Raw genomic sequence first — 25,176 nt, 5'->3', positions numbered from 1 at the left:
TTTTTTGGAAGTTTGTGAACGAAAAAAGGTTCAACTTTGAAGAGATAAGCGGATCATGCTTCAGTGATTTTATATTATTAAAGTTCAGTATGATGTTTAAGGTATCTCCATCTGTCGATTGCGATAAGGTTTTTCAGTTTTTGGAAAGCAGTCCTGATCGAGATGAGATATTGCGTTTTTTGACTCACCTGCTGTTTCCTCCGGGTCAATATCAAGTAGTAGGAAGCGCCTTGGTATTATATCAAGAAAAAGAACAGTGCCTGACGCACTTCACCACGCTGACGGAGCAAACCGAGTTGGCCGAAGCTTTTTGGAACGCTTTATCGGAGGCGCAGAAGGATTTTATGCCATGGTCAATTTTTTCGGGAGGCGATAAAACAGGTACCTGTTTTCAATCGCTTGATTTTGATCCGAAATTCGATCAATTGTTTCCTAATCAAGTGATTTTTCTTCCCAAATGTGGGGACGAAGCGTTTTTGTTAATCGTGTTTACCGAGCAACAACAAGCGTCTATTATTCCTGAAAACACCACTGCTTTTCCCTTTCAATTACTATCTGAGCGGCTTCTTTCCCAATACTATAGAGAAAGAGCAAAATCGCCTACCATTGCCGAATATGGATTGCATGCCGGCATAAGTAATAATGCCCTGTTGTTGATTAATGATCAGGGGATGATCGAACAGATTAACCCAGAGGCTTTGGAAGTCTTTGGTAAACGGAAGCCCTTGAAAGGGCAGCTGATTTTTGATTTTTTACCGGTAGCGTATCGCAAAGATGTCGTCAAGACTTTATTGGGGATGAGGCAGGAGGATGGGGTGGATCCCATTATTCGATTTTGTACCTCTATCCCGCTGATCGGCCAGCAGGAAACTAAACATTTGGAATGGAAGTTTTATGCGGCTCAGGCCTATGCACATCATTTGCATTTGGTTGAGGTCACAGACATTTCTCAAAAAACATTCATTGAAAATCAGCATCGTCAAAACCTCAGTTTTTTGAAGCAGGTTTTGGACTTTGTTCCGGGGCACTTTGGGGTACTGGACTTAAAGGAGAAGCAGATTAAATTTCAAAACCGGAACTTACTGGTTCATTTAGGCTATGATGAAAAAGAGGTCAGGAAAGGTTTTGTTAATTTTCTCCGGCAAATTTTTCATGCTGATGATCAAAGCTGGTGGAAAGGTTTATTGATAAAAAATTCCTTGAATACTGTTGCTGAGCGAGGAGTGAGGTTGCGCCGGGCAAATGGTTATTATGCCAATATTCAGCTGCGTTTAGTTCCTTTTAAAATGGGAGAGGAGCCTTTAGGGGAAAAAGTATTTTTGTTGGCGCTTGATATTTCCGAGCGTTTCGCCGTTCAAGAAAACTTCTTAAAAGACAGGCGAATACAATATCAGCATGCAGCTCCCCTGAAGCTTGGTTTTTGGGATTTTAGCTTAGGTCAGGGGCTGAGGGTGAATGATGTATTGGCTGACCTACTACATAGCCCTTTGCCGGGAACTGATTTTTTACGTCCACTGCCAGCATGGAAATCTTATCTTTCTACTGAAATGTTACAGGAATTCAGGGGAACATTAAGTCAGGCCATCGGCAATGAGCAAGAGATGATTGAGGGGGATTTGAGCATAAAAATTCCTCATCAGCAAGAAGTGAGTACGATTTATCGATGTCAAATTTCATATAATATCAAAGGGCAATTAGAGCTTAGGGGCTTCATTCTATTTCCTGAGGCTCCAACAAAGCCTGATCAAATTCCTGTCTATTCCGATCCTATGGTCATCATTGATCAAAATGATCATTTGGTTGAAAGGAATACTGCCTATGAGAATGAATTTGGCTCGCGGGACCTTTTTATTGGTCAAAAACCTCATTTCTTGGAGGCGATCAGAAAGTCCATCCAAACAGATCAGCGAGAAGGGATATTTGAAGTAGATTTGGAAAATGTGCATCATCAGAAACGTACTTATCAGACGCACTATATTGTTCACCCTGTTCAGGAAGAATGGGTTCAAATTACATTGCGGCCACAACAGGAATTGGTCAAATTAAAAAAGAAGGTCAGACATCTTGAAGATCAGATTGACCAATTTCAATCTGATAATAATCGATTCCTTTCGAAGGTCATCCATGAGTTAAGGAATCCGTTAAATGGCATCTTGGGAATCAGTGAAATGATTTTGAATGCAGAGGGGAAAAATGATCAAAAGGAGGCCTTCCAGCATATTCATTTGGCTGCCAAAATGATGCGGCGGTTATCGGATGATCTCCTGGATTTATCCAAAGTAGAATCCGGTAAGGTGCAGGCCGAACTCAGGGATTTTAATTTTCGGGATTTACTGCTGGTTTTGGAGAAAAGTATGAATTACCAGACGAGGGAAAATCACAATGTTTTAAATTTAGAAGTAAAGCCGTCTGTTCCTAAATTCTTACATAGTGATGCGCTGCGTATCAATCAAATTTTATTGAATTTGGTGGGGAATGCTAATAAATTCACTAAGAATGGATTAATATCGTTAACGGTTGATTTTGTCGATATTCCTGCTCCGGAGTTAAGTATTATTGTCCGGGATGACGGCATTGGAATTCCGGCGCATAAATTGGAGGAGATATTTGAACCATTTTTACAAGCTTCACAAAATACGAGCCGTTTGTATGGAGGCACCGGGCTTGGTTTGACCATTACCAAGGAACTGGTAGAGTTGCTGGGTGGGAAAATCATCGTCAGAAGTAAAGAAGGGGAGGGGACGACTTTTGAAGTCCGGTTACCTATTGAGCATGCCAGGGGGGAATTGGTGTCCACGCAGGAAGTGGATTATTCCTGGCAGAAATTAAAGGGGCTCCAGGTGCTGTATGTGGAGGATGTCACCACTAATCAATTCCTGATGCAGGGATTGTGCGACAAGCAATCCGTGGGTTTAACCGTGGCAGATTCCGGGGAGGCGGCCTTGGCATTACTCAAAAGTCAGCATGATTTTGATTTGATTTTGATGGATCTTCAATTGCCCGCTATAAGTGGCTTTCAAACGGCGGAGAGGATTCGTGAGATGGGCGGGCCGTATTTCAAGCATATTCCCATTTTGGCGATGACCGCATCCAATCCCTCCTTGATCGAATCCGAAGTGATGGCCAGTGGGATGAATGACATTTTATTAAAGCCCTTCAAAGCCACACAGATTTATTTGGCCTTTTTAAATTATGGATGTGCTTTTAAGGAAGAGTTATCTGCAGAGGAGAGAAATCGCTATTTTTCAAAAGAAAGATTTATTGAGTATGATCAGCTAAGTGCTGTTTTTTCTTCGGCAGCTGAATATGAAAAATTCCTTTCTCTAGTTTTGATGGAAATGGAGAAATGTAGGAAAGCACTGCTGACAAGTTTGGAAAAAGGGGAAGAGCGTCCTTATCGGAAAATTATGCACAAACTCAACAGTTCCATTGATGTGCTGCAAATGTATGAAATCAGGAGTTTAGATGTGGAAGTGCTGGCAGCTTATGATCACGAGCAACCGATCCGGAAAGAACTGCAACGAAAATTCAGAATGGCCTATGATCGCGTATTGCGGAGTCTTCGTCAGCGCATTAAGGACTAAAAAAAAAGCAGCAAATTTTGCCGCTTTTTATTCTTTGATCATCAATACGTGTTCTTTTTTACTGATGATTTTGTACTCTTCTTTTTTGTTAAACCCAAGGGTTTGATATAAAGCTACGGACTCCGGAGATGCATATAAATAGATCGGAAAACCTTCTGTATTGGGGTTTTTACTAATGTCCAACAGCACCTCAAGGGAGAGTGCCTTGCCCACGCCTTTTCCTCTGTATTCAGAAAGAACCGCAAATTTTTCCAATACAATGCCCATTTCTGCAAATCGCCATCGAGCGGATCCACAACTTCTGCCATTTTCATCCTTGGCTAAAAAGTGTTCAGACACCTGCTCAAATTCGTCTATCTCTTCTTCAAACTTTCCCTGGCGCTCATCTACAAAGACTCTTTCTCTAATATTGAGTGCCTCAATAATACCTTCCGGACTGCTTACTTTTTTAACCTTTATCATACGCTGATACTAAAAAAATCAATGTGACGTAGGTGGTATTTATTATTAATAAATATTTAAAGTCGGAAATCGAAAGTAGATTTCCAATAGAAAAAATTGTAATTTTTACTTTTCGTCGTTATTTCGGCTTTCAAACTTATCGTAGGCGCGAATAATATGTTTAACCAGTTTATGGCGAATCACATCAGAGGCTTGTAAACGCACAACGCCAATGCCGGTAATTCCACCCAGAATTTTCAGAGATTCTCTGAGTCCGGATTTTTGATTCTTGGGAAGGTCCACCTGGCTTTCGTCTCCGGTAATAATTACCTTAGAGTTTTGCCCCATACGTGTCAAAAACATTTTGATCTGCATTGGGGTGGTATTTTGGGCTTCGTCCAAAAGAATAAAGGCATCCTTCAGGGTTCGTCCACGCATATAGGCCAGCGGAGCGATTTCGATGGTTCCGTTTTCCTGGTATAGTTTCAGCTTTTCAGCCGGAATCATCTCATTCAGGGCATCATAAATCGGGCGTAAATATGGATCCAGCTTTTCCTGTAAATCACCAGGCAAGAATCCCAAATTTTCTCCCGCTTCCACTGCCGGGCGGGTGATGATGATCTTCTTGACTTCTTTATTTTTTAATGCTTTCACCGCCATCGCCACCGAAATATAGGTTTTTCCCGTACCGGCAGGTCCTAAGGCAAACACTAAATCATTCTTTCGTACCGCTTCCACCAAAGTTTTTTGGTTTTCTGTACGTGCCTTAATGGTGAGGCCCTTCGTACCAAAAAGGACTACATCATTCTGCGTATCAGTAACAGGAGTCTGCTCCTCGGTGAGGTAATCCTTCACGACTTCCGGATTGATTTTCCCATATTTTTTTTGATGATTGATTAAAATATGAAGTAAATCATTGATCCTCAAGATGTCCTTTCCTGAACCTTTTATGCGGATTTCATTTCCCCTGGATACAATTTGAGCTTGAGGAAAGGCATTGCTTATTTCATTCAGATTCTGATTAGCAACTCCCAAAATCTCTACCGGAGAGTTGCCCTCCAGGCTTATTATCTTTTCTATCAAATGCTATTGGATTTAAAATTTGCGAATCACGTCTATTGCCGTATTTTTGCCATTCATACAAAGCTAATGATTTTTTTGATTCATATATGGCACTGATAACTTTCTTGTCAGATTTTGGTGTAAGCGATCACTACGTGGCTGCAGTAAAGGCAAAAATTTTGAAATTTTTCCCGGCAGCACAGATAATAGATATTACCCACGCAATCAAACCATTTGATATTATTCATGGTTCGCATGTGCTTGGGGCGGTTTTTCGTGATTTTCCCGAAGGAACCATTCACCTCTTTGGGGTGGACTCCTTTGCGAATGAAAATACACGACATATTGCGGTGAAACTCGAAGGTCACTTTTTCGTGGGCCCCGATAATGGTTTGCTCAGCCAAATTAGTGCGGAAGCACCCAAAGGCATGGTAGAGCTTACCGAAGTGGGGGAGGAAAAGTCTCCTTTTCCACTTAAGGATATCTGTGCTGAAGCAGTGGCAAAACTGGCTTCCGGTTCGGGATTGCCCGCGGTGGGTACTTATACTTCAGATTTAAAGCGTTTCGTGAGCCGAAAACCCAGGGTGGGGGCGGATCTGATCATTGGCCATGTATTGCATGTGGATGCCTATGGGAATTTAATTACCAATATCAAAAGAGAAGATTTCGAAACACGGGCGTCCAAAATGACTTATAATATCCGGGTGGCACGAGAGCAGTTTCAGCATGTGCATGGTTCCATTGCAGAGGTGGAGCCGGGTGATATTTTTCTGATCTTTAACAGTCAGAATGTGCTGGAGGTGGGGATCCATAAGGGAAATGCCGCTCAGTTATTAGGTCTGGAGTTTGAAAGCTTAATCAGTATTCAATTTGAGAAGAAAGAAAGCTAATTAGGCGGGCTTTTGAAAGATGTAGATTTTTCTCTGGTAGCCTTTAGAGGTAGCGTAAATTATGGGAGAGAGCACTTTAAGCTGTGCCTTTAAGGCAAAGCGATCCATGTCTAAATCATTGGGTTGAAAAGCATAAAGCTTTCCCCAGGGCTGCTGGAGGATTAATGATTTTTCATCCTGATATTCTCCAACAATGGAGACTTCCTGAAAGGGAAGATCTATGAAAAATTTTCCTTCCGGTCTTAAAAATTGGCTGAAATAATGAATGCGGTTGGCTTGTTCGTCGGCAGAAAATTCCATTAAGCCCGACCAAAGCCAAAGCAGGGCATCGCAATGTGGGATTTGAATGTCTTCCATCAAATCCTGGCAGTGGCTTTGCGAGTGGCCCGCTAATTGTTCATTAGCATAAGAAACGAAGTGGGGAGCGCGTTCTATTCCAATGAGTTTTCCTAGGAATCCTTTTTGCTTTAAAAAAGCCAGGCCTCTACCATAGCCTGAGCCTAGTTCAACGATGGTTTGGGCATTTTGGAGCATTGGATAAAGGGTTTGGATGTCAGTGCCATCACTAAATCCGGTCAGTTTTGCAAACTCCTGAAGTTTTTGGATCTTCATTTCGTCGTAAAAAGATCGATTTAGTAAATTAAACGACATAAAATTTAAGAAATATTAAGTGAAATTGCGTTATAAACAAGCAGAGGACAATAATATCAAAAGATTGCCAAATTTTTAAAGCCAATACAAACTAAATATATTTATGAAAAGAAATTTGATGTGGGTTTTCGCCCTGATTTTTATAGCCAATGGCCATTTAGCCTTTGCCGGAAATGGTGAAAAAGCTTCCAAAGGAGGTGAAATTCAATGGATGACTTTTGAAGAAGCGGTGAAAGCCCAAGAGAAAAAACCGAAAAAAATCGTGATTGACTTATTCACGGACTGGTGTGGATGGTGTAAGAAGATGGACAAAACTACATTCGAACATGCGGAGGTCGCGAAATTCATCAATGAAAATTTCTATGCCGTGAAGTTTGATGCCGAGCAGAGGGAAGAGATCGAATACGATGGTCACACTTTCAAATTTGTCCCAAATGGAAGAAAAGGATATCATGAATTGGCGGCGGCACTTACCGGTGGGAAAATGAGCTACCCGACCATTGTTTTTATGGTGCCGGGGGAAGCACAAAAATTGACTCCGATTCCGGTTCCGGGCTACCGAGATGCTAAAGATTTTTACCAGTTGGCCAATTTCATATCTCAGGAACAATACAAGAATACGGAATCTAATTTTGAAGAGTTTGTGAAGAAAAATCCAGCGCCTTTCTAGAGGTTGTTATTTTGATAAAAAAAGGACCGTCCTGATGGATGGTCCTTTTTTTTGTGCCAAAAAAACTTGTGCTTAAAATTAGAGTTAGGGTTCGTCGAAAAAAATGAAATAGGGAACTATTTCTTCATTATTCCTGCCTTCTGGCTAAACAAGGCTTTAGGTATGAATATCCCGGTTTAATCCCCTTTAAGGCTGAATGATCATTTTTTGGTTTTGCCATTCCCCGGCAATCCGGTAACGTACGATGTATAAGCCTGCTTTTACCTGATCTAAAATGACCTGGCTATCCGAAAAATTGTTGATCAGTTGATGCGGTATGCTTCGTCCCGCCATATCTGAAATTTGAATGGCTTCTACCGGATAATTGATGTGAAATGATCCGCGATTTGGGTTAGGGTAGAGCTTCACCTGTTCACGAGCTTTTTCATTATCCACCGGTATCTCCTCATTGATTTTAAGGAAGGTAGGTCGGATCATTAAAGCTCCTTCGACACCGGCTACAGTTTCACCCGTTTCTTCATCCTCCAAAATATTAGATTCCCAGATGCCTTTCGTGTTGAAATACATAAAGGCAGAGGCATCATTGTCTTTATCCAGTCCAATGGCTAATCGGTTATTGGTGTTTTGCTCATAGCCTACATAAAATTTTCCGCTTATGGGCAGGTAGCCAATGGAATAAAAGGAATAGGGATTTTCAGGACTTCCCGCAATGGTGATCGTGGCTTGTTCATAAATGGGCTCCTCTTCCAGGTCCTCCCAGATTTTAAGGGTGAAGGAGGCTCCGCCCTGTCCATAAGCTTCGTTTCTCCAGGCAATAGAGATGCCAGTCATGATATCTTCCGTAGGAATATTGAACTCGTACGCCAACTGCCCGGCTTGCTGGGCAATACCTGCGGCATATTCGGCCTCTCCATCATCGTAAGCCAATATATTATCAATGACGACTATGCTTCGGGTGGTGTCGTTCATCCGAAGGTTAATGTCTTCGGCAATGACGTCTACGCCATTTTCCTGCCAGCGCACCAAAAAGTCGTCATTGGTACTGATGGAATATTCTAATTCCATATAAAGAGAGTCCGGATCTCCTGCCAAAAGGTTATTGGTGTTGATGGCCGAAGAGGTAATGTCTAAGGTTCCGAATGCGGGGATAATGGGCAAAAGCGTTGCCTCATCGGGTTTATCCAACACCGAGTTGGTGGTAGTATCTGAAATGGTAAAGTTAAACGAAACGAGCTGTTCGCTATTATTCAGATTGTACATTTCCGCATGGGATACTGCCGTAAAGCCCTCGGGGTCTTCCAGGTATTGCTTCATGGGCAGCATGGTGTAAGGCGCAAAGGGGCTGGATGGGCGGCGCGTTAGTGCCCGGTCGATATAGGCCCGATCATTGGCCGTTGGATTATCGGGATTTTCCAGGCCTCTTCTTTTATCCAGATGGACATAATTCATAATCCAGTTGTCAAAAGAGCCGGATTGGTTCCCAAAAGCCTGGAATTTGAATTTGAAGCCTTCATGGATGTAACGAGATTCAAAGGGAATAGCGAACATATAAAAGGTTTCAGTATCGGGCATGCTTTCGTCATCTCCGTTTATTTCCCATACTTCTTCCCACTCACTGTCTTTATCGAAGAAAGACAAGCGTAAAATGTCTCGTGCATTGGGCGGATTGGCTTGTCCTCCTTTTTGTAAAAAGAAGGTTAAATAGGTGTCTGCAACTTCACTATCAGCTACCTCCAGCATATTGATCGGGCAGGAGACCAGGCTGTCTGTTGGCCCATAAGTGGTGGGGTTGGTAGTGTTGTAGGGCGTGCCATCGGCTTTTAGACCATCAAAAACCATGACCTGATAACTCAGGCTGTTGATATCAATTCCTGATCTTACCGTGACGGTATTGGTGTTTTTCCACCAGCTGGTATCAGGAAGGAAGCTGGCCTGGGAAACATCATCAAAAAAGGGGAGTTTCGGTAGGGTATCCTCCGATGCCGTAATTCTAAAATTTTGTTGACTTAAGTCCCGCTGAAGCGGAAGTTGAACCAGCTGGGCTTTTGCTGTGGGGAATAAAAAGTACCCTAATATAAAAAGAATGAAAATCCGTTTTGACATGGGTTGATGGTTAGGCTCATCGGTGTTCCTGTTTATGGGAGCACAAGGTGCCGGTAACGTATAAAATAAAGACTAATTTAAATCTTTATCCTTATAAAAGAAAAAGCCCCTTTGTTTTTCGAAAGGGGCTTCAGTGTTTTTTAGAAAATATCTTCTGTTGCTGGTGCATCTTCCTCCGGTTCGGGAGCCAGTTCTACCCAAAGATCAATTTCCTGTCCTACGCGAACCTGGGTGTCTTCCAATGGACGCTGTCGGATAACTACATAGTTCAATGAATCATTTCGATCTCTTGGTTTTACAAATCCTACTTTTAGAGAAGAGCCTTTAATGGCAAGTTCTACCTCATCCAGCGGACGGCCAACATAATTTTCCAGTTCGAAAGTTCGCTTTCCATAGCCATCTCCAACCACCAAATCAATGGTAGAACCCTTGGCGATTAAAGTGCCGGCTTCTACCGGACTGCCCTTATACTCCTGGCGCAAAACGGCGTTTTCGGCTAAATCCGGTTCGTATTTGATTTCTCCCATTTTTAAATCATAAGAGTTCAGTACGATTTGAGCGTTTGTCAAAGAGCCATCAATCAAATGAGGCATTTTAACTTTAGGAGGGTTGCTGGCATTTAGCGTAATGTAAATCTTTCTGTTCGATTTAACTTTGGTACCTGCTTCCGGGAATTGCTTGATGACTGCCAAAGGAGGTAAATCTGCTGAAAACCCGGAATCTAATTCAATTTCATATCGAAGAGAGCGAGCGCCTAATTCGGCTTCCAATTCCTGATAATTTCTTTCCATCACATTTGGCACGGTGACCGTTTCGCCATGTTCGGTAACATTGGGCAAATACAGATAGAAAAATCCACCCACAAAGCCTGTTCCGATTATTCCGATCAGTACCCAATGAAGAATAAGGTCTAGGAATGATTTAGGTTTAAAAAAAGACATATTAAAATTCTTGTATTAAAAGCTGGGCTATTTATTTGGTGAAAGCTGATTCAAAATGCGTTTCCTGTTCTGCCATTTTGCTGGCGCGTTCCATGGCCAAATCAATTAATTTGGTGATCAGGTCGGTATAAGCCAATCCTGCATGTGCCCACAGAGAAGGGAACATGGAAATATCCGTAAAGCCGGGAATGGCATTGATCTCATTTAATAAAATACGATCGTCTTCGGTGTAGAAAACATCCGCACGCGCAAACCCATTACAATGCAAGGCTTTGTAGGAGTCCTCACAATATTTCATGATGCGGTGATGCACCTCTTCCGGAATTTCGGCAGGAACCTGAATGATGGCTCCTTCCGGATCTACATATTTGGCCTCGAAAGTGTAAAATTCATGCTTGCTGTTCACCTTCACCTCTCCGGCAACAGTGGCTTTAGGAATTTCATTTCCTATAATGCCGCATTCAAATTCTTTTCCGACAACAAATTCTTCAATCAACAGCAGGTTGTCATATTTAAAACCTTCTTCAATGGCTTTTTCAAAGGAAGCCTGATCAGAGATTTTGTTGACGCCAACGGAAGACCCCAGATTTGCCGGCTTGGCGATACAGGGAAGGCCTAATTTTTTTTCTAAAATGTCCAGGCTCAGTTGGTCGCGCTCTTCGATTCTACTGACTACATATTTGGCCACCGGAACGCCATTGGCCTCTAATAAATGCTTGGTAGCGACTTTGGACATGGTGATTGCCGCAGGCAAAACGTCCACGCCTACTACCGGAATGCGAAGAATTTTCAACAATCCCTGTACGCTGCCATCTTCTCCATCCGTACCATGAAGTACCGGGAAGACTACGTCCAGGCGGATTTCTTCACCCGTATCCTTATTCAACAGGAATGGATCCGCAGGATTCATATTAATCTGTACATTATTTTCCTTGGGGAATTGTTGATCCGGGGTGAGCCCTAAATGCCAGGCTCCCACTTTATCAATTCCAATAGGGAAGATATTGAATTGCGACTGATCAATATTTTTCAGCACATTGGTCGCGGATTTCAATGAAATCTCATGTTCTACAGAACGACCACCAAAAAGTACCCCTACGTTTAATTTTTCCTTCATTGAATTAAATATCTATATCTCGAACATCCAAAAATAGGGATTTAATTGACAAAATTTCTGAAAAAGAAGCATAAAAAATGGCTTGCCGGCATTTGGCAAGCCATTTTGTTTAAGGCTGAAATAAACGTTTGACCGTTCTGCCCTTTAAGGAATTTATTTCCAGCAGGTAATAGCCGGAGGCTAAATTGTTGAGATCGATAGGGATGGAGCCCTGTAAAGTATTTTGTTTTTGATATTGCTGGAGCAGGCGGCCATCCATTGCCATTAATTTAAGGTAGATGGGGCCTTCTTCTTCCAATTCGTATACCAGCGCATATTGTATGGGTAAACTGCCACTGGTAGAAAGTACGAACCTAGGAAGTATATCATCTTTTTGGGGATCCAGGATGATGGACTCTTCCAATTCTGCTTTGAGCTGATGTTTTCCTTTTTCAAAAATTCGGAATTCTCTTAAATATAAAGTACCTCCATTGGGGTTGGCGCAGGCAAAATCTAATCGAACCTCCTGCTCCTGGAATGGGCTGATGTCCACATAATGACGTACCCATTTTTTATGCTCTTCTGATGGCTTCAAGTCCGAACTGTTTGCGCTGTAAATTAATGTTTCTGATGCACCGCAGTCATTGGATATCCATAAATTTAAGTCGGTTTCACTAGTGCCCGAAACGGTACGCTGCGTCTCAAAGGTGATGGTTAAGGAGTCTGTTTCCGAAAGTAAAATGAGGGGAGATATCAAGTGATTCACCATGGTGCTTCCTGATCGAAGCAGGGCAGCCCATTCCTGATCAGTGGTTTGGCCGCCTTCCCATTGATTATTTGAGTTTTCCGGGAAAGGAATCCAACCTTCCGACACTATGGAAGCAGAATTAAAAGCAGTATAAAAGGGCATCTCCGCTTCACTCTGATCCACCAATATTGTTTTCTTCAGGCGCCCCACTACAATGGCATCATTGTCTTCATTATTTACCCGGGTAACTATGGCCGTTAATTCTTTTTCTCCTTCTGGTAGCCCCAATAAAGTGGTACTCAGTATCTTGTTTTCGCCCGGTGCAAGCTTGAGGTTTTCAATCGTATTTTGGGCTTCATACTCGCCAAAAGTTAATTCCACCATCATGGAGTTTACCTCATTGGTCCCAACATTTCTCACTTCAAGCACCAGGGGCATGGCAGCAGCGCAGCTTACGGATTTTGGAGAAGGGATGGCGACTAATCGGATCGCATTATCTTCAAAATTCGGTTCGACAAGTCCCGGAGAACTCAGTAAGGAGGCGCGTCTTGGGCTAAATTCCAGCACTACCTCTACCCGGGATTTCTGATCTGCGGTAAACATATTCATACAGGCATCCGGGGTATAATCCATGAAGTTTTCATACTGATCAAGGGTTTCGCATGAAAAGGGTGGATTATCTTGAAGCTGATCACAGGAGGTTGTAGTCTGACTTGACTGATCCGGAGTGTCACCACAAAAATCATCAACCCCACAGCCTCCATCGCCCCAGATGTGAAGCAGTCCGAAAAAATGACCGATTTCGTGGCTTAAAGTTCTACCCAAGTTATAAGTGGGGTCGATGGTAGGGAAATTGCCTTTGGCGTTGGATCCGCAAACGGTAAAATCAATCACTACGCCATCTTCTGTAGGGGCGGAAGGGGCGCCAGGTCCCGGAATGTCAGTTTCCGGCCAGGAAGCATATCCTAACAGCTGACCGGAAAGGTTGGCTACCCAAATATTCAAATAATCCTCCGAGTTCCAGTAACTCAGAGATTTTAGGGCTGTTTGTGCGGAGGAATTAATGCCAAAAGAAGTAATATCAGTTTGCGTGCGGGTAATACCGTTGGTGGCATTTCCCTCCGGATCCTGTTTCGCCATAACGAATTTAATTCCGAAGTCAGCAGCAACGCTCAAAAACTGCTGGCGGGTATTTATGGCATCTTCATTTTGTCTTTGGAAATCCTCATTCAAAACTTCCAGCTGACTTAGGATTTGTTCGTCAGAGATATTTTTTCCACTGCCAATCGCTTCGCCATTATGAATAATGTGAAAAACTACCGGAATTTCCATGGGATCGGCTGCATTTCGTTGGGGGAATTGTTCGGCCAATACACGTTGTTTCTCCAACATCCAGGATTCGAAGCCCTGAACAGGTGCCATTCGGTGGTCATCCCGATGATGATTCACCGCTCCACATCGATCCGTTTGGGCGTAAGACCAATGAGCAAAGAAAAACAATAGGATGATTAGGACTTTTTTCAAAATATAGTCAATAAACTAAATAAAAAAATGGCCATACATTTCCGCAGCATAAGCAGTAAGGTATGGCCGTTCTATGAAGAGCGTGTTAAAAAGCACACCATCCGGCTGCAAATTCGAATTATTGGAAGCGATTAAGGATAATTTCTCCACAATAGCGATGCTATGCTCACTAAATAATCAAGTATCGCTTCTGCAATACTTCCTATTTTCGCTGCCAATTTTGGCTTTTAAACACGCTCTAATTTATAAGCAGGAATTAATTCGGTAGTGGGGTCATATTTACCGCTACTACTTCTTTAATTTCCGGAACTTGTTTTTTAATGGCTTCTTCAATGCCGGCTTTCATGGTCATGGTGGACATGGGGCAGCTTCCGCAAGCACCCAAAAGTTCCAATTTCACGATAAAATCTTCCGTGATTTCCAAAATTCTGACATTTCCACCATCGGATTCCAGATAAGGCCTGATGCTATCGAGGGCCGTTTCTACCTGCTGCTGTAGCTCCTGAATATTCATTATCTATACTTGTGTAATTTTTACTCGTTCTGTTTTGTCCATGGTCGCGTTTCTCATGGCTACCTGTCGGGCAACTTCCTTCGCCAGTTGATCAAAAGCTTCGGAGGTAATACTGTCTTTCAGTACCGCTGGATATCCATTGTCTCCACTTTCACGAATTTCCTGAACAATAGGAATTTCTCCCAAAAATGGTACCTTGAATCGCTCAGCCATTTCTTTTCCACCATCTTTTCCGAAAATATAATACTTATTTTCCGGCAATTCTTTTGGCGTGAAGTAGGCCATATTTTCAATCATTCCTAAAACCGGTACATTGATTTGAGGCTGTTGGAACATCGCCAAACCTTTTTGAGCATCCATTATGGCCACTTTTTGTGGGGTGGTTACCACCACAGCACCGGTAACGGCCACATTTTGTATTAGTGACAAATGGATATCGCTGGTTCCCGGAGGTAAATCTACCACCATATAATCTAACTCGCCCCATTTGGTGTCTCCTAAAAACTGACGAATCGCGGAGGTCGCCATAGGACCTCTCCAAATCATCGGACTATCTGGTGGGGTTAAAAACCCAATAGACATGATTTTTACACCATATTGCTCAATCGGAATAATCCAGGTTTTTTCCCCTTCTTTTTCCATACCCGGTTGTTCATGCTCACAATTAAACATGGTCGGGGCGGATGGTCCGTAAATGTCAGCATCCAGGAATCCTACTTTAGCACCGGTACGCGCCAGGGCTACCGCTAAGTTCGTAGACACCGTAGATTTTCCTACGCCACCTTTACCGGATGCCACTGCAATAATATTTTTAACCTGAGGTAATAATGGTGTTGCAGCCTGCGCGGCGGTCACGTCGTGGGTCATCTCCGGAATTACTTCCAAATCAGCATTGACCTGCTCATGAATCGCCTCAATACAGCTTTTTCTGATCTGTTCTTTTAACGGACAGGCGGGAGTGGTTAATACCACCTGAAATTTTACCGTATTATTTTCAATCTCCAGCTCCTTAATCATGCCAAGGGTTACCAGATCTTTTTTCAGATCCGGATCCTCTACAGTGCCGAGGGCTTTTAATATTTGGTCTTTAGTAATAGTCATTATCTCTAGGGAATTTTCGGTATTGACCGAGGTGAGGAAAAGCAATAGCTTGGGATAATCTTCACCTGTAACCTCCGCAAATTAATTAAAAAAAATCAATTTAGCGGATATAATGATATTAAACCTCCTGTTGAGGAAATCTGGCTGACAATGTTTGCAGAACCAAAACGATAAGGGGTTTTTGAAGGTGAAATCCTTTAGGGTTAAAGGGTTGGGGATATGCGGATGCCGTAGGTGGGTTTAATGATGCCCAGAGACTCAAAATAGTTTTTTAAATATTGTGGGTATTTCTTAAGCCGAATTATGTGCGTTTAATTCCCCGATTAGCTGCTTGGCGGCAAAATGGAGGAATAGTTTTCTGTTTTGAGTTTTCATTAAGGAAGCAGATGAATGGGGAGATAGCCAACATGCCCAAATTTGGGCATTTGAAAAATTAGCGGCGCAGTCTTATTTGGGGTGAAAATAAGTTGTCTAAGAGCTTGTTGGATTATATGTGATTTCACTAGAATCACAAAATATTATTCCAACAGCCCATTTTTCAGCTAATTCAATTCAGCTCTAAATCCCATATAGAGAGGATTAAAAAAGTGTCTTCTTCCAATGTAAACTGATGTTCCAAATAAAATTTCGTCGGATTTGCTTATATTAATCCGACCGGCTCCTAAGAAGCTTTATTGAATCTATCAGTGAATAGTAAACGGGAGTAAGGTGGGTTTTAAGATAGTTTTTCTCCCTTTCTTTTGCTTGAAGACTCCGGTATTAGCTATCTTCTAAATGCTGCGGAAATGACTTTTTGGTAGATTTTTGGGAGAACGCTGTCTTTATTCCCATATATTTTGGATTATCCTCAGCTGCTGGATAGGAATTAAGAAGGAGAAATGCGTAAATTTGCTCTACTGTTATTTGTAATAAATTCTGAACCAAATTGGGCATTAGTCAAAATACTGTACAGCAAGTGAAGGATCGCATGGATATCGTCGAAGTGGTCGGCGATTATGTTCCACTGAAAAAAAAGGGGAACAATATGTGGGCTTGCTGTCCATTTCATGAAGAAAAAACGCCCTCCTTTTCAGTTGCACCAGGTAAAGGGATTTATAAATGCTTTGGCTGTGGAAAAACCGGTGACTCTATTCGCTTCGTGATGGAATTGGAAGGGATGGAATTTCCGGAAGCTATTCGTCATTTGGCCCAGAAGTATGGTATTCCGATCGAGGAGACCAAGCTGACAGAAGAGGTGAAAGAGAAAATATCTTTCCGCGAGCGTCTTCATTCCGTCATGCATTACGCCAAAGAGTTATTTGCCCAACAACTGTGGGAGAATAAAGAAGGCCGCGCCATAGGATATAGCTATTTGCGGGAAAGAGGGCTGACGGATGAGATTATCAAAACTTTTGAGTTGGGTTACTCCCTGGACAAATGGGAAGCATTTTATAATTCAGCAAAAAAAGTTGATTTCACTACTCCAGAGATGGAAGGCGCAGGACTGGTGATCGTCAAGGAAGATGGAAAGAAAATCTTCGACCGCTTCCGGGCGCGGGTAATGTTTCCGGTGCATGACCTTTCCGGAAAGGTGATTGCTTTTGGAGCGCGTACGCTTTCCAATAATAAAAAAGAAGCCAAATACCTGAACTCCCCCGAGACGGAAATTTATCATAAGTCCCGGGTATTATATGGTATTTACCAGGCCAAGGACCGTATCCGAAAGGAGGATAATTGTTATCTGGTGGAGGGTTACACCGATGTGATCTCCATGCATATGGCGGGAGTAGAAAATGTGGTGGCTTCCTCCGGAACTTCTTTGACCGAAGATCAAATCCGACTGATCAAAAGGTTTACCAATAACATCACCGTACTCTATGATGGAGATGCCGCCGGAGTGAAAGCTTCCCTGCGCGGAATTTCTATGATTTTGGCCGGTGGGCTGGATGTGCAGGCCGTGGCATTCCCGGAAGGGGAGGATCCGGACAGTTATATTCGGAAAATTGGACCGAATGCATTTGGGGAATATTTGAAAGACCATCAAACCGACTTTATTTCCTTTATTACGGAGGTGTTGTTGGCTGATGTTGGAGATGATCCCCTGAAAAAAACCAAGGCCGCCAGAGAAATTTTGGAGGCCGTAGCGCAAATTCCCGATGCCATTAAACGAGATGTTTACTTAAAAGCATCCGCACAAAAACTGGGAATTGCGGAAGAAGCTTTGCAGCAGGAATTGCAGGGCATCTTTGAAGAGCAGCAGAAACGAGCGCATAGAAATTACCCTTCGGCTGGTAGTCAGCCTCCTATGCCCAGCCAGGTGCCCGGTTATATTCCGGACCAGGATTTACCACCGGAGGCTTTTCTCCCACCGGAGGAAATGTATCCGGAGCTTGGGCAGTCCCAAACGGTGGAGCAGGTCGCTCTCGGGGATCGTGATATCAACTTACTGATGTTGCATGAGCGCGAGGTGGTGAGGATGTTGCTCGTTTATGGAATATTGGAAATAGAAGCCGGCAGGCGAGTAGCAGATTATATACAGGAAGAAATTTCCAGTCTGGATATTTATGAAATGCGACATGCGCAAATCGTAAATGTATATTTTCATCGCATGAGCTTAGAGCAGGATATTAGCCCGCAGGCGATGCTGACAGCGGTGGAAGGGGAAGCACTGGAAGTTTTGGAAGAGCTGGTAGAAATGAAATACAGTTTGAGCCAGTGGATGGATCGTCACCAAATTAATGTGCCCATGGAACAAGATAATTTGGGAAACAATCTGTATAAAGCAATCATTAATTTAAAAGTGGCCCATTTTAGTTTGATGGAAAAGCAATTGGAACAGCAATTGGAACAAAATCAGGCGCAGGCTAATGAGGAAGGCATGATGGAGACCCTTCAGATGATGGTGGAGTTGCAGCAGATGAAAAAGCAGGCACAGGATGAAACCCGCCAGATTCGCTACAAAATTTAATCGAAACTGATTTAGAAGAAAAACAAGGAATACAGATATGAAGGACGAACGACTTTTGGACCCGATTGAAGAAGGCATTGCAGCCATCAAAAAAGGGGAGGTCATCATTGTTGTGGATGATGAAGACCGCGAAAATGAAGGGGACTTTATTTGTGCTGCGGAGGCCATTACCCCGGAGGTAATCAATTTTATGGCGACTCATGGTCGTGGATTGATTTGCGCTTCCATTACAGAGGAGCGTTGTGAAGAGTTAGGACTACATATGATGGTGGGGAAAAATACCGCGGAATATGAGACTGCCTTTACCGTATCTGTTGATTTGATTGGCCATGGTTGTACCACCGGAATTTCTGCCCATGATCGCGCCAAGACCGTGCAGGCATTGGTGAATCCTGAAACCAAGCCGGAAGAATTAGGCCGTCCCGGACATATCTTCCCATTAAAAGCCCGAAATGGTGGCGTACTGAGAAGAGCCGGGCATACCGAGGCTACCATTGATTTGGCGAGATTGGCAGGCTACCGCCCGGCAGGAGCTTTGGTGGAGATTTTGAATGAAGACGGATCCATGGCGCGTTTGCCTCAGCTTCGAAAAATTGCCGATAAGCATAGCCTGAAGTTGGTGTCAATCGAAGATTTGATTGCTTATCGCATGCGTCACGATAGTCTGATCGAAAGAGAAGTGGAAGTGCACATGCCCACCGAGTGGGGGGATTTCCGCATGGTTTGTTACAAGCAGAAAACCACAGGGGAAAATCATTTGGCACTGGTGAAGGGAGAATGGGAAAAGGATGAACCCATTTTGGTGCGTGTCCACTCTTCTTGTGTAACCGGAGATATTTTTGGTTCCTGCCGTTGCGATTGTGGGGAACAATTGCACCGTGCGATGGAAGCGGTTGAGAAGGCCGGAAAAGGAGTGGTGGTTTATATGAATCAGGAAGGTCGTGGTATCGGATTGGTAAATAAACTGAAAGCCTACCAATTGCAGGAGCAGGGTTTGGACACGGTAGAAGCCAATGTCAAATTAGGTTTTAAATCAGATCAGCGTGATTATGGTGTCGGTGCTCAGATTTTAAGAGATTTGAATGTATCCAAAATCAAATTGATTTCCAATAACCCTATGAAACGTACCGGCTTAATCGGTTATGGTCTGGAGATTGTTGATCGGGTGCCAATTGAGGTAGAGCCGAACAAATACAATGAAGAGTATTTGAAAACTAAAAGAGACAAAATGGATCATCAGATCCTTAAAGGAGAATAAAGCAAGGTGCCCGTTGTGGCACCTTTTTTTTGGATGAAATTCTATCTGTTTGTATATAGTTTGGGGTTTTTCGGCTTTAGAATTGATTCTCCTACTGATATTTTTTTAAATTGGATTGCGGTTGCTGATCTTTTACCAAAGGGATTGCGTTCAATCATTATATTGCAAACAAAACCTGACCATGATAAATAAACTCCTGCTTTTTGTTTTTTTCTTTAGTTTTAACCTGTGCCTTCAAGCCCAATCCAATCGGCAATTTCCCTCAGAAATGTGGCATTTGGGCGAATTGGTTTTATTGAATGGAGATACCCTTGCAGGAGCGTTAAAGTATGATTTTGGTAATGATGCGGTATTAATTAACGCTGAAAACCGAATCAGAACTTTCTCTTCCAGGAAAATTCTCTATTTTGAAATATATGATTCCACCGTGGAGGATTATCGGGAATTTTTCTCCATTCCCTATCGGGTACGGTCAAATTATAAAATTCCGGTATTATTTGAAGTGCTTCATGAGGGGCCGCTGACGCTGATGTCCAGGGAGGAAATAGTACAGGAAACTTTACCGCAATATAATTATGGCTATTATGGGTATAACCAAAACACCTATTATTCCACACAGCGGAAGTTATCCTATGATTACTACTATCTGGATATCAAAGGAAAAGTGATGTTCTTTGATTTCAAAAAGAAGACCCTTCTTCATATTATGCGGCGGTATTCCAACGAAATCAAGCGCTTTGTGAAAGACAACCGCCTGAAGTATAATGATCGAAATGACCTGATTCGCATTACTGATTATTATAATGAGTTGGCCTCAGGGGATAAAAAAGCAAAATCTTAAAAACAGGGAATTTCGATTCCCTTTTTTTATGGGAAATTGTCGAACTGTATAAAAAAGATATAAATTGCCAAGCTTGTAAATGATTAAACAAAAAATCTAATGTCAAAGAATAAACCACTTATTTTGGTGACCAACGATGACGGTATTACCTCTCCGGGTATCCGTGTATTGGTGGAAACAATGCAGGAAATTGGAGAAGTCGTAGTGGTTGCCCCTGATTCTCCACAATCAGGAATGGGCCACGCCATTACCATCGGCGAAGTAATTCGGGTAAATGAGGAACATTTATTTGAAGGAGTGAAAGCTTTTTCATGTTCCGGTACCCCTGCGGATTGTGTGAAGATAGCTAAATCGGAAGTTTTGAAAGGCCGAAAATTGGATTTGGTGGTCAGTGGAATCAACCACGGCGCAAATACTTCCATCTCGGTTTTATATTCCGGTACCATGTCGGCAGCCATTGAAGGGGCTGTGGAAGGGATTCCGGCCATTGGTTTTTCATTATGTGAATACGGTTGGGATGCGGATTTTTCTCATGTGAAAAAGTATGTACAGATCATCACAGAGAAAGTCTTGGAAAATGGCCTGCCTAAAGAAATCGCCCTGAATGTGAACTTCCCGATGAAGCAGGATGAGCCTATTAAAGGCATTAAGGTTTGTCGTCAGGCAAGAGCACGTTGGCAGGAGGAATTTGATAAACGAAATGATCCGATGGGACGAACCTATTATTGGATGGCCGGACAATTTAAGAATTTGGACAAAGGCGTGGATAATGACGTTTGGGCTATAGATAATAATTATGTGGCAGTAGTTCCTACGCAATTTGACTTAAGTGCCTACCATGCCGTGAATATTATTAATGAGTGGGGATTATAATTTTAGCTCCCTTAATTTTGTAGCGTAAATAGTTATTTGCGTCGAGAGGGTAGTCGGATAAATTTCAAATTGAAGTGCCTTCCTCCTAGCATTTCTTAACCTGTATCATCCACTGCTAGATTTAGATGGTTCTGCTGAAAGTCTCAATATCGATGCGTTTGTATTGGTATAGCGGATTTTTTATTAGCCTAAATTTGGGGGAGCATGTTTACGCCTCCTTCACCTGCTTCGTTGGGAAAAACCTGAAATAGGAAACCTCTCCTTCATTTTTTTGCCTTGTACCTCAACGAGGATTTAAGCATTCAGATGTTGGGGTCAAGCAGAAATATGCTAGGGGAAATTAGGTCGCCAATCATCGTAAATATTTCCTTTTTAAGGTTTTTCTTACAAGCTAAGGGCCAATGGAATTTCCATTGGCTTTTTTTTGGATTCTGCTTTTAAAGGTATGTTTTTGAATGGCATCGGACTTATTTATATTAAATTTTGGGATTCCACCTGCTTATTATCTTGTTAGAAGAATGCCCGACTCCGCTGTGTCTGTGGGGGAAGGTTTGAAAAATGTGAAAAGAAATTTGGTGAATTTCCCCTTAACCAAAGTGGTGGGGCTTTGGGTAAGTTGCAGAATTTTAGGGGTATAAGTGTTTGGGTAAAGAGGAAGTATCTATGGGTGGCGTAGTTTTATTTTCTGATATTATTATTGCATTTTGGGTATTTAGCGGTACTTATTACTTTTTGAAAAGCAGGATGTAAGAAAAAAGGGAATAGTTTTTTGTTTATGGAGAATTCAACGCAAAAAATTGATGTTCGTCATAAAAAATATTGTCCATGTATTAGCTGCATAATATTACCATAACATTAGGTTAGCTCCGATTCGTATAGCATTATATAATGCTATTCCACCTATGATAAAAATATTCTACTTCCTTTTACTGTTTCTTCCAATTATTCTTATGAGTTGTACGGAAGATGTGCCCCCCGCGGTCCGAGATATTTCTGAATATGAAGTACAATCCCAGTTATCTCAAATTGGTGACGGTTCAGCCATTTATGGACAATGGGCGGTTAATGAAATTCAGATTGATAGTTACAACCAAATGGATACCCTTTATCTGAGTATGGTCGTGACCATTAGTCAAAATGGGGTTTTGATTGCAGATGGCAACAATGTCGAGGGTGCCGGTGTCTGGCAGTCAGATCCGAATACCAACCAATTATATATTAGCGGACTTCCGGAGGTGTTTAATACCAGTCATCGTCTGAATAGAGAAAGAAATGGCGGCGGAACGGGTTGGTCAATCTTTGTGGTCAATGATCGGCTGACAATTTTTGATAATAATTCCAGAGAGAAATTTATTTTAGATAAAATCATAAAAATATAGCGCACTCAACAACCGATTAATAAGGGTCTACATCACAGTAGATCCTTACTTTTTTAAAGGCGGCCTGTTTTTCAGTTTCTATAATGGCTTGTTGCATTAACCGTTTTGCTTTTTTAAGGTCAATATTTTCACGTTCTAGTTTTACGATAATTTCCCGGATGTATTCATTTCGGATTTTGGATACGGCCGGGCTTTGCGCTCCTAATGCTCGATGGGTTCCCAGCCATTCTTGTAGTACCGCATTTAAATAAACAGCCGCTTGTTGACAAACCCTTTCCTCGCGGTGTTTTACCACGATTTTGATTAGCCTTCTGAAAGGAGGGTAGTGGAATTCTTCCCGTTCGGCAATTTCATTTTTATAAAGCCCGGTATAGTTTTGTTCCACCACAGTGTGTAAAGTGGCTTGTGCTAAATCTCGTGATTGAATAATCACCTTCCCTTTACGTTCGGCTCTTCGACCTGCCCGACCACCAACCTGGGTCATCATTTGGTAGGCACGTTCATTGGATCGGAAATCCGGGAATCCCAGCATGCGATCCGCATCTACGATGCCCACCAGACTTACGCCTTCAAAATCCAGTCCTTTGGTCACCATCTGTGTGCCGATCAGCACTTGAATTTTTTGTTTTTCAAAATCATCAATAATGGTTTGGTAGCTGTATTTATTGCGGGTAGTATCCAGATCCATCCTTTGAATGCTAATCTCCGGAAAAATTTGTTGGAGACTTTCTTCAAGCTTCTGTGTTCCAAATCCCTGATCTACCAAATCCTTTGAACCACAGGCAAAGCACTCATGCGGCACAGCAGCTTTGTATCCACAATAATGGCATTTTAATTCATTTTGGAACTGGTGTTTGGTTAAAGAGACCGCACAGTTCGGACATTGATGAACCGTTCCACAGTCTTCGCAAATCAGGACCGGAGCATAACCTCTTCGGTTTTGGAAAATAATCGCTTGTTCTCCTTTTTTTAGCGCTTCTTCCAGCGCTTTTACCAAAACAGAGGAATAGGGGCCCTGCATGGTTTTCGCTTTCCGTTCGCGGCTGATATCAACCAATTGAATTTCGGGAAGTTGTGCCTGCCCAAAGCGTTCGGTAAGCTGCACCAATTTATATTTCCCTTTTTCGGCCAGATAAAACTGTTCGAATGAAGGGGTTGCTGATCCCATCACAAGCCTCGCCTGATGTAAGTGCCCCAACACAAGCGCTAAATCCGCCCCATAATATCTTGGTGCCGGATCATATTGTTTAAAGGAGGTTTCATGACATTCATCCACGATGATTAGGCCCAAATGATCAAAAGGTAATAAGAGCGACGAACGCACGCCTACCACAAATTGGATAGTGCCATTGACCACACCTTTCCATACTTCCACACGTTCATTATCGGAATATTTGGAGTGGTAAACGCCCATTTGATCTCCAAAATATTTGGAGAGGCGGTCTACAATTTGGGTCGTTAAGGCAATTTCCGGTAATGCCAAAAGCACCTGAACCCCTGAGTCGAGGGCTTCCTGAATCATGGAAATGTAGAGCTCCGTTTTTCCTGATCCGGTAATTCCATGTAATAGTACCGGCTGGTTATTTTCAAATCCCTGATTAATTTCCGCCTTGGCCTTTTGCTGAGCGGGTGTTAATTCCACCTGATCCGGGATGGTTTTGCTGGTATGGCCAATGCGGGAAATTTCCACATTAAACTCTTCCAGTATTTGGTTTTTCACAAGTGTTTTTATGGCAGAAGGGGAGACCTCCTGAGCCGTCAAACTCTTCTTACTCAGGCCAATTTCATTGAGTTCTGGCTGGTCAAAAATATTCACCGCCTGCAGGTAGCGCATAATCACCTCCTGCTGTTTTTCTTTTTTTTCCAGTAAGCCAAATAATTGTTGCAGGGCAGTCTCTTCCGCCCAATGTTCTTTTAAGCGAACATATTTCTCCTTTTTAGGGGAATACTTATCTTTTACCTGTTCGAACAGAATGATGGCCTGCTTTTCTACCAGAGATTTAATAACCTTGGAGGGCGATTTGATGCCAATGATTTCCGGTAATTCCTTAAAATCCACATGAGGTTGTTCGAGCAAGTGCTCCACCAACAATCGTTCTTTTTCATTTAACTCCACACCTGACCATTCCGGATCATAGTCAGGGTGCAGCTGAATCTTGGAATCTGAGGATATTTTCATCCCCGCCGGAAGGGTCGCAATCAGCACTTCACCTATGGTACACATATAATAGTCCGCCATCCAGTGCATCAGCTTAATCTGCTGTGGGGAGACTACCGGACGTCCGTCTAAAATATTGTCAATATACTTGGTTTTGTAGGCTGGTGCCTGATCATGTATTTTCGCTACAATGCCGGTGGTGATTTTACTACCAAAAGGGACAATCACCCGAAAGCCTATTTCCAGAAAAGGCACGAAATCTTCCGGAACCTTATAGGTAAAAAGGTTCGGTACGGCCAGTGGCACCATAACATCAGCATATGTAATCGGGGTTTCTTCTATCGGAAATAGGGACATTCTAAAGCTTTAAGCACAAAAAAAGGTAGTCGAAAATC

Annotated in this window: 18 protein-coding genes; 8 read left to right on the top strand and 10 right to left on the bottom strand. The window is 42.5% G+C overall.

The genetic code is table 11. The features are described 5' to 3' along the window. The first annotated feature begins 89 nt into the window (after positions 1-89). Positions 90-3,584, top strand: coding sequence for a PAS domain-containing hybrid sensor histidine kinase/response regulator (locus AAA970_RS08495; RefSeq protein WP_338236752.1), 3,495 nt, complete (start codon positions 90-92; stop codon positions 3,582-3,584). Between the two features lie 27 nt (positions 3,585-3,611). Here the strand turns inward: AAA970_RS08495 and AAA970_RS08490 are convergent, their stop codons facing one another. Together AAA970_RS08490 and AAA970_RS08485 are read right to left on the bottom strand one after the other, a co-directional pair. Next, entirely contained in the window at positions 3,612-4,046 is a 435-nt protein-coding gene (locus AAA970_RS08490) for a GNAT family N-acetyltransferase (RefSeq protein WP_053405122.1), read from the bottom strand. Positions 4,047-4,151: 105 nt separating this feature from the next. After that, on the bottom strand, positions 4,152-5,108 hold the full coding sequence (locus tag AAA970_RS08485) for a PhoH family protein (protein WP_338236751.1): 957 nt from the start codon (positions 5,106-5,108) through the stop codon (positions 4,152-4,154). Positions 5,109-5,194: 86 nt separating this feature from the next. Here AAA970_RS08485 and AAA970_RS08480 point away from each other — a divergent pair, with 86 nt between their 5' ends. Continuing rightward, positions 5,195-5,977, top strand: a complete 783-nt coding sequence (locus tag AAA970_RS08480; protein WP_053405121.1) for an SAM hydrolase/SAM-dependent halogenase family protein — start codon at positions 5,195-5,197, stop codon at positions 5,975-5,977. On the opposite strand, the gene AAA970_RS08475 is transcribed toward AAA970_RS08480, so the two are convergent. After that, on the bottom strand, positions 5,978-6,628 hold the full coding sequence (locus AAA970_RS08475; RefSeq protein ID WP_338236750.1) for a class I SAM-dependent methyltransferase: 651 nt from the start codon (positions 6,626-6,628) through the stop codon (positions 5,978-5,980). 103 nt (positions 6,629-6,731) lie between these two features. Here AAA970_RS08475 and AAA970_RS08470 point away from each other — a divergent pair, with 103 nt between their 5' ends. Beyond that, complete coding sequence (locus tag AAA970_RS08470) at positions 6,732-7,298, top strand: DUF255 domain-containing protein (protein WP_063790803.1); 567 nt, start codon at positions 6,732-6,734, stop codon at positions 7,296-7,298. 186 nt (positions 7,299-7,484) lie between these two features. Here AAA970_RS08470 and AAA970_RS08465 read toward each other — a convergent pair whose 3' ends face one another. The 6 genes from AAA970_RS08465 to AAA970_RS08440 form a co-directional block, all read right to left on the bottom strand. Next, positions 7,485-9,401: a T9SS type A sorting domain-containing protein gene (locus AAA970_RS08465; protein WP_338236749.1), complete on the bottom strand. Its 1,917-nt coding sequence runs from the start codon at positions 9,399-9,401 to the stop codon at positions 7,485-7,487. Positions 9,402-9,541: 140 nt separating this feature from the next. Beyond that, on the bottom strand, positions 9,542-10,342 hold the full coding sequence (locus AAA970_RS08460; RefSeq protein WP_053405118.1) for a PASTA domain-containing protein: 801 nt from the start codon (positions 10,340-10,342) through the stop codon (positions 9,542-9,544). 31 nt (positions 10,343-10,373) lie between these two features. Continuing rightward, on the bottom strand, positions 10,374-11,459 hold the full coding sequence (locus tag AAA970_RS08455) for a D-alanine--D-alanine ligase family protein (RefSeq protein WP_053405117.1): 1,086 nt from the start codon (positions 11,457-11,459) through the stop codon (positions 10,374-10,376). A 109-nt stretch (positions 11,460-11,568) separates the two neighbouring features. Next, positions 11,569-13,710: a M43 family zinc metalloprotease gene (locus AAA970_RS08450; RefSeq protein ID WP_338236748.1), complete on the bottom strand. Its 2,142-nt coding sequence runs from the start codon at positions 13,708-13,710 to the stop codon at positions 11,569-11,571. Positions 13,711-13,966: 256 nt separating this feature from the next. Further along, positions 13,967-14,224: a NifU family protein gene (locus tag AAA970_RS08445; RefSeq protein ID WP_053405115.1), complete on the bottom strand. Its 258-nt coding sequence runs from the start codon at positions 14,222-14,224 to the stop codon at positions 13,967-13,969. A 3-nt stretch (positions 14,225-14,227) separates the two neighbouring features. Then, positions 14,228-15,325, bottom strand: a complete 1,098-nt coding sequence (locus AAA970_RS08440) for an Mrp/NBP35 family ATP-binding protein (RefSeq protein WP_053406900.1) — start codon at positions 15,323-15,325, stop codon at positions 14,228-14,230. 925 nt (positions 15,326-16,250) lie between these two features. Here AAA970_RS08440 and dnaG point away from each other — a divergent pair. The 5 genes from dnaG (at position 16,251) to AAA970_RS08415 (ending at position 22,623) form a co-directional block, all read left to right on the top strand. After that, a complete protein-coding gene (gene dnaG / locus AAA970_RS08435) occupies positions 16,251-18,272 on the top strand; it encodes a DNA primase (RefSeq protein ID WP_338236747.1) in 2,022 nt (673 codons plus the stop codon). A 37-nt stretch (positions 18,273-18,309) separates the two neighbouring features. Beyond that, entirely contained in the window at positions 18,310-19,530 is a 1,221-nt protein-coding gene (locus AAA970_RS08430) for a bifunctional 3,4-dihydroxy-2-butanone-4-phosphate synthase/GTP cyclohydrolase II (protein WP_053405113.1), read from the top strand. A 181-nt stretch (positions 19,531-19,711) separates the two neighbouring features. After that, the gene (locus AAA970_RS08425; RefSeq protein ID WP_053405112.1) at positions 19,712-20,371 is read left to right on the top strand and encodes a hypothetical protein; all 660 of its coding nucleotides are present in this window, start codon (positions 19,712-19,714) and stop codon (positions 20,369-20,371) included. A 99-nt stretch (positions 20,372-20,470) separates the two neighbouring features. Then, entirely contained in the window at positions 20,471-21,244 is a 774-nt protein-coding gene (gene surE / locus AAA970_RS08420; RefSeq protein WP_053405111.1) for a 5'/3'-nucleotidase SurE, read from the top strand. A gap of 950 nt (positions 21,245-22,194) precedes the next feature. After that, positions 22,195-22,623 (top strand): hypothetical protein, encoded by a 429-nt coding sequence (locus AAA970_RS08415; protein ID WP_338236746.1) that lies wholly within the window; start codon positions 22,195-22,197, stop codon positions 22,621-22,623. A gap of 16 nt (positions 22,624-22,639) precedes the next feature. Here AAA970_RS08415 and priA read toward each other — a convergent pair whose 3' ends face one another. Further along, on the bottom strand, positions 22,640-25,138 hold the full coding sequence (priA, locus tag AAA970_RS08410) for a replication restart helicase PriA (protein ID WP_338236745.1): 2,499 nt from the start codon (positions 25,136-25,138) through the stop codon (positions 22,640-22,642). Between the last annotated feature and the right edge of the window lie 38 nt (positions 25,139-25,176).

This window comes from Persicobacter diffluens (genome assembly GCF_036244895.1).
Lineage (GTDB): Bacteria > Bacteroidota > Bacteroidia > Cytophagales > Cyclobacteriaceae > Persicobacter > Persicobacter diffluens.
Note: the sequence above shows the minus strand (reverse complement) of the source record. Positions and strands in the feature narration are given on the sequence as shown.

Coding starts and splice junctions, on each gene's coding strand:
- AAA970_RS08495 (WP_338236752.1), top strand. CDS start 90: ATGATGTTTAAGGTATCTCCATCTGTCGATTGCGATAAGGTTTTTCAG.
- AAA970_RS08490 (WP_053405122.1), bottom strand. CDS start 4,046: ATGATAAAGGTTAAAAAAGTAAGCAGTCCGGAAGGTATTATTGAGGCA.
- AAA970_RS08480 (WP_053405121.1), top strand. CDS start 5,195: ATGGCACTGATAACTTTCTTGTCAGATTTTGGTGTAAGCGATCACTAC.
- AAA970_RS08475 (WP_338236750.1), bottom strand. CDS start 6,628: ATGTCGTTTAATTTACTAAATCGATCTTTTTACGACGAAATGAAGATC.
- AAA970_RS08470 (WP_063790803.1), top strand. CDS start 6,732: ATGAAAAGAAATTTGATGTGGGTTTTCGCCCTGATTTTTATAGCCAAT.
- AAA970_RS08465 (WP_338236749.1), bottom strand. CDS start 9,401: ATGTCAAAACGGATTTTCATTCTTTTTATATTAGGGTACTTTTTATTC.
- AAA970_RS08460 (WP_053405118.1), bottom strand. CDS start 10,342: ATGTCTTTTTTTAAACCTAAATCATTCCTAGACCTTATTCTTCATTGG.
- AAA970_RS08455 (WP_053405117.1), bottom strand. CDS start 11,459: ATGAAGGAAAAATTAAACGTAGGGGTACTTTTTGGTGGTCGTTCTGTA.
- AAA970_RS08445 (WP_053405115.1), bottom strand. CDS start 14,224: ATGAATATTCAGGAGCTACAGCAGCAGGTAGAAACGGCCCTCGATAGC.
- AAA970_RS08440 (WP_053406900.1), bottom strand. CDS start 15,325: ATGACTATTACTAAAGACCAAATATTAAAAGCCCTCGGCACTGTAGAG.
- AAA970_RS08430 (WP_053405113.1), top strand. CDS start 18,310: ATGAAGGACGAACGACTTTTGGACCCGATTGAAGAAGGCATTGCAGCC.
- AAA970_RS08425 (WP_053405112.1), top strand. CDS start 19,712: ATGATAAATAAACTCCTGCTTTTTGTTTTTTTCTTTAGTTTTAACCTG.
- surE (WP_053405111.1), top strand. CDS start 20,471: ATGTCAAAGAATAAACCACTTATTTTGGTGACCAACGATGACGGTATT.
- AAA970_RS08415 (WP_338236746.1), top strand. CDS start 22,195: ATGAGTTGTACGGAAGATGTGCCCCCCGCGGTCCGAGATATTTCTGAA.
- priA (WP_338236745.1), bottom strand. CDS start 25,138: ATGTCCCTATTTCCGATAGAAGAAACCCCGATTACATATGCTGATGTT.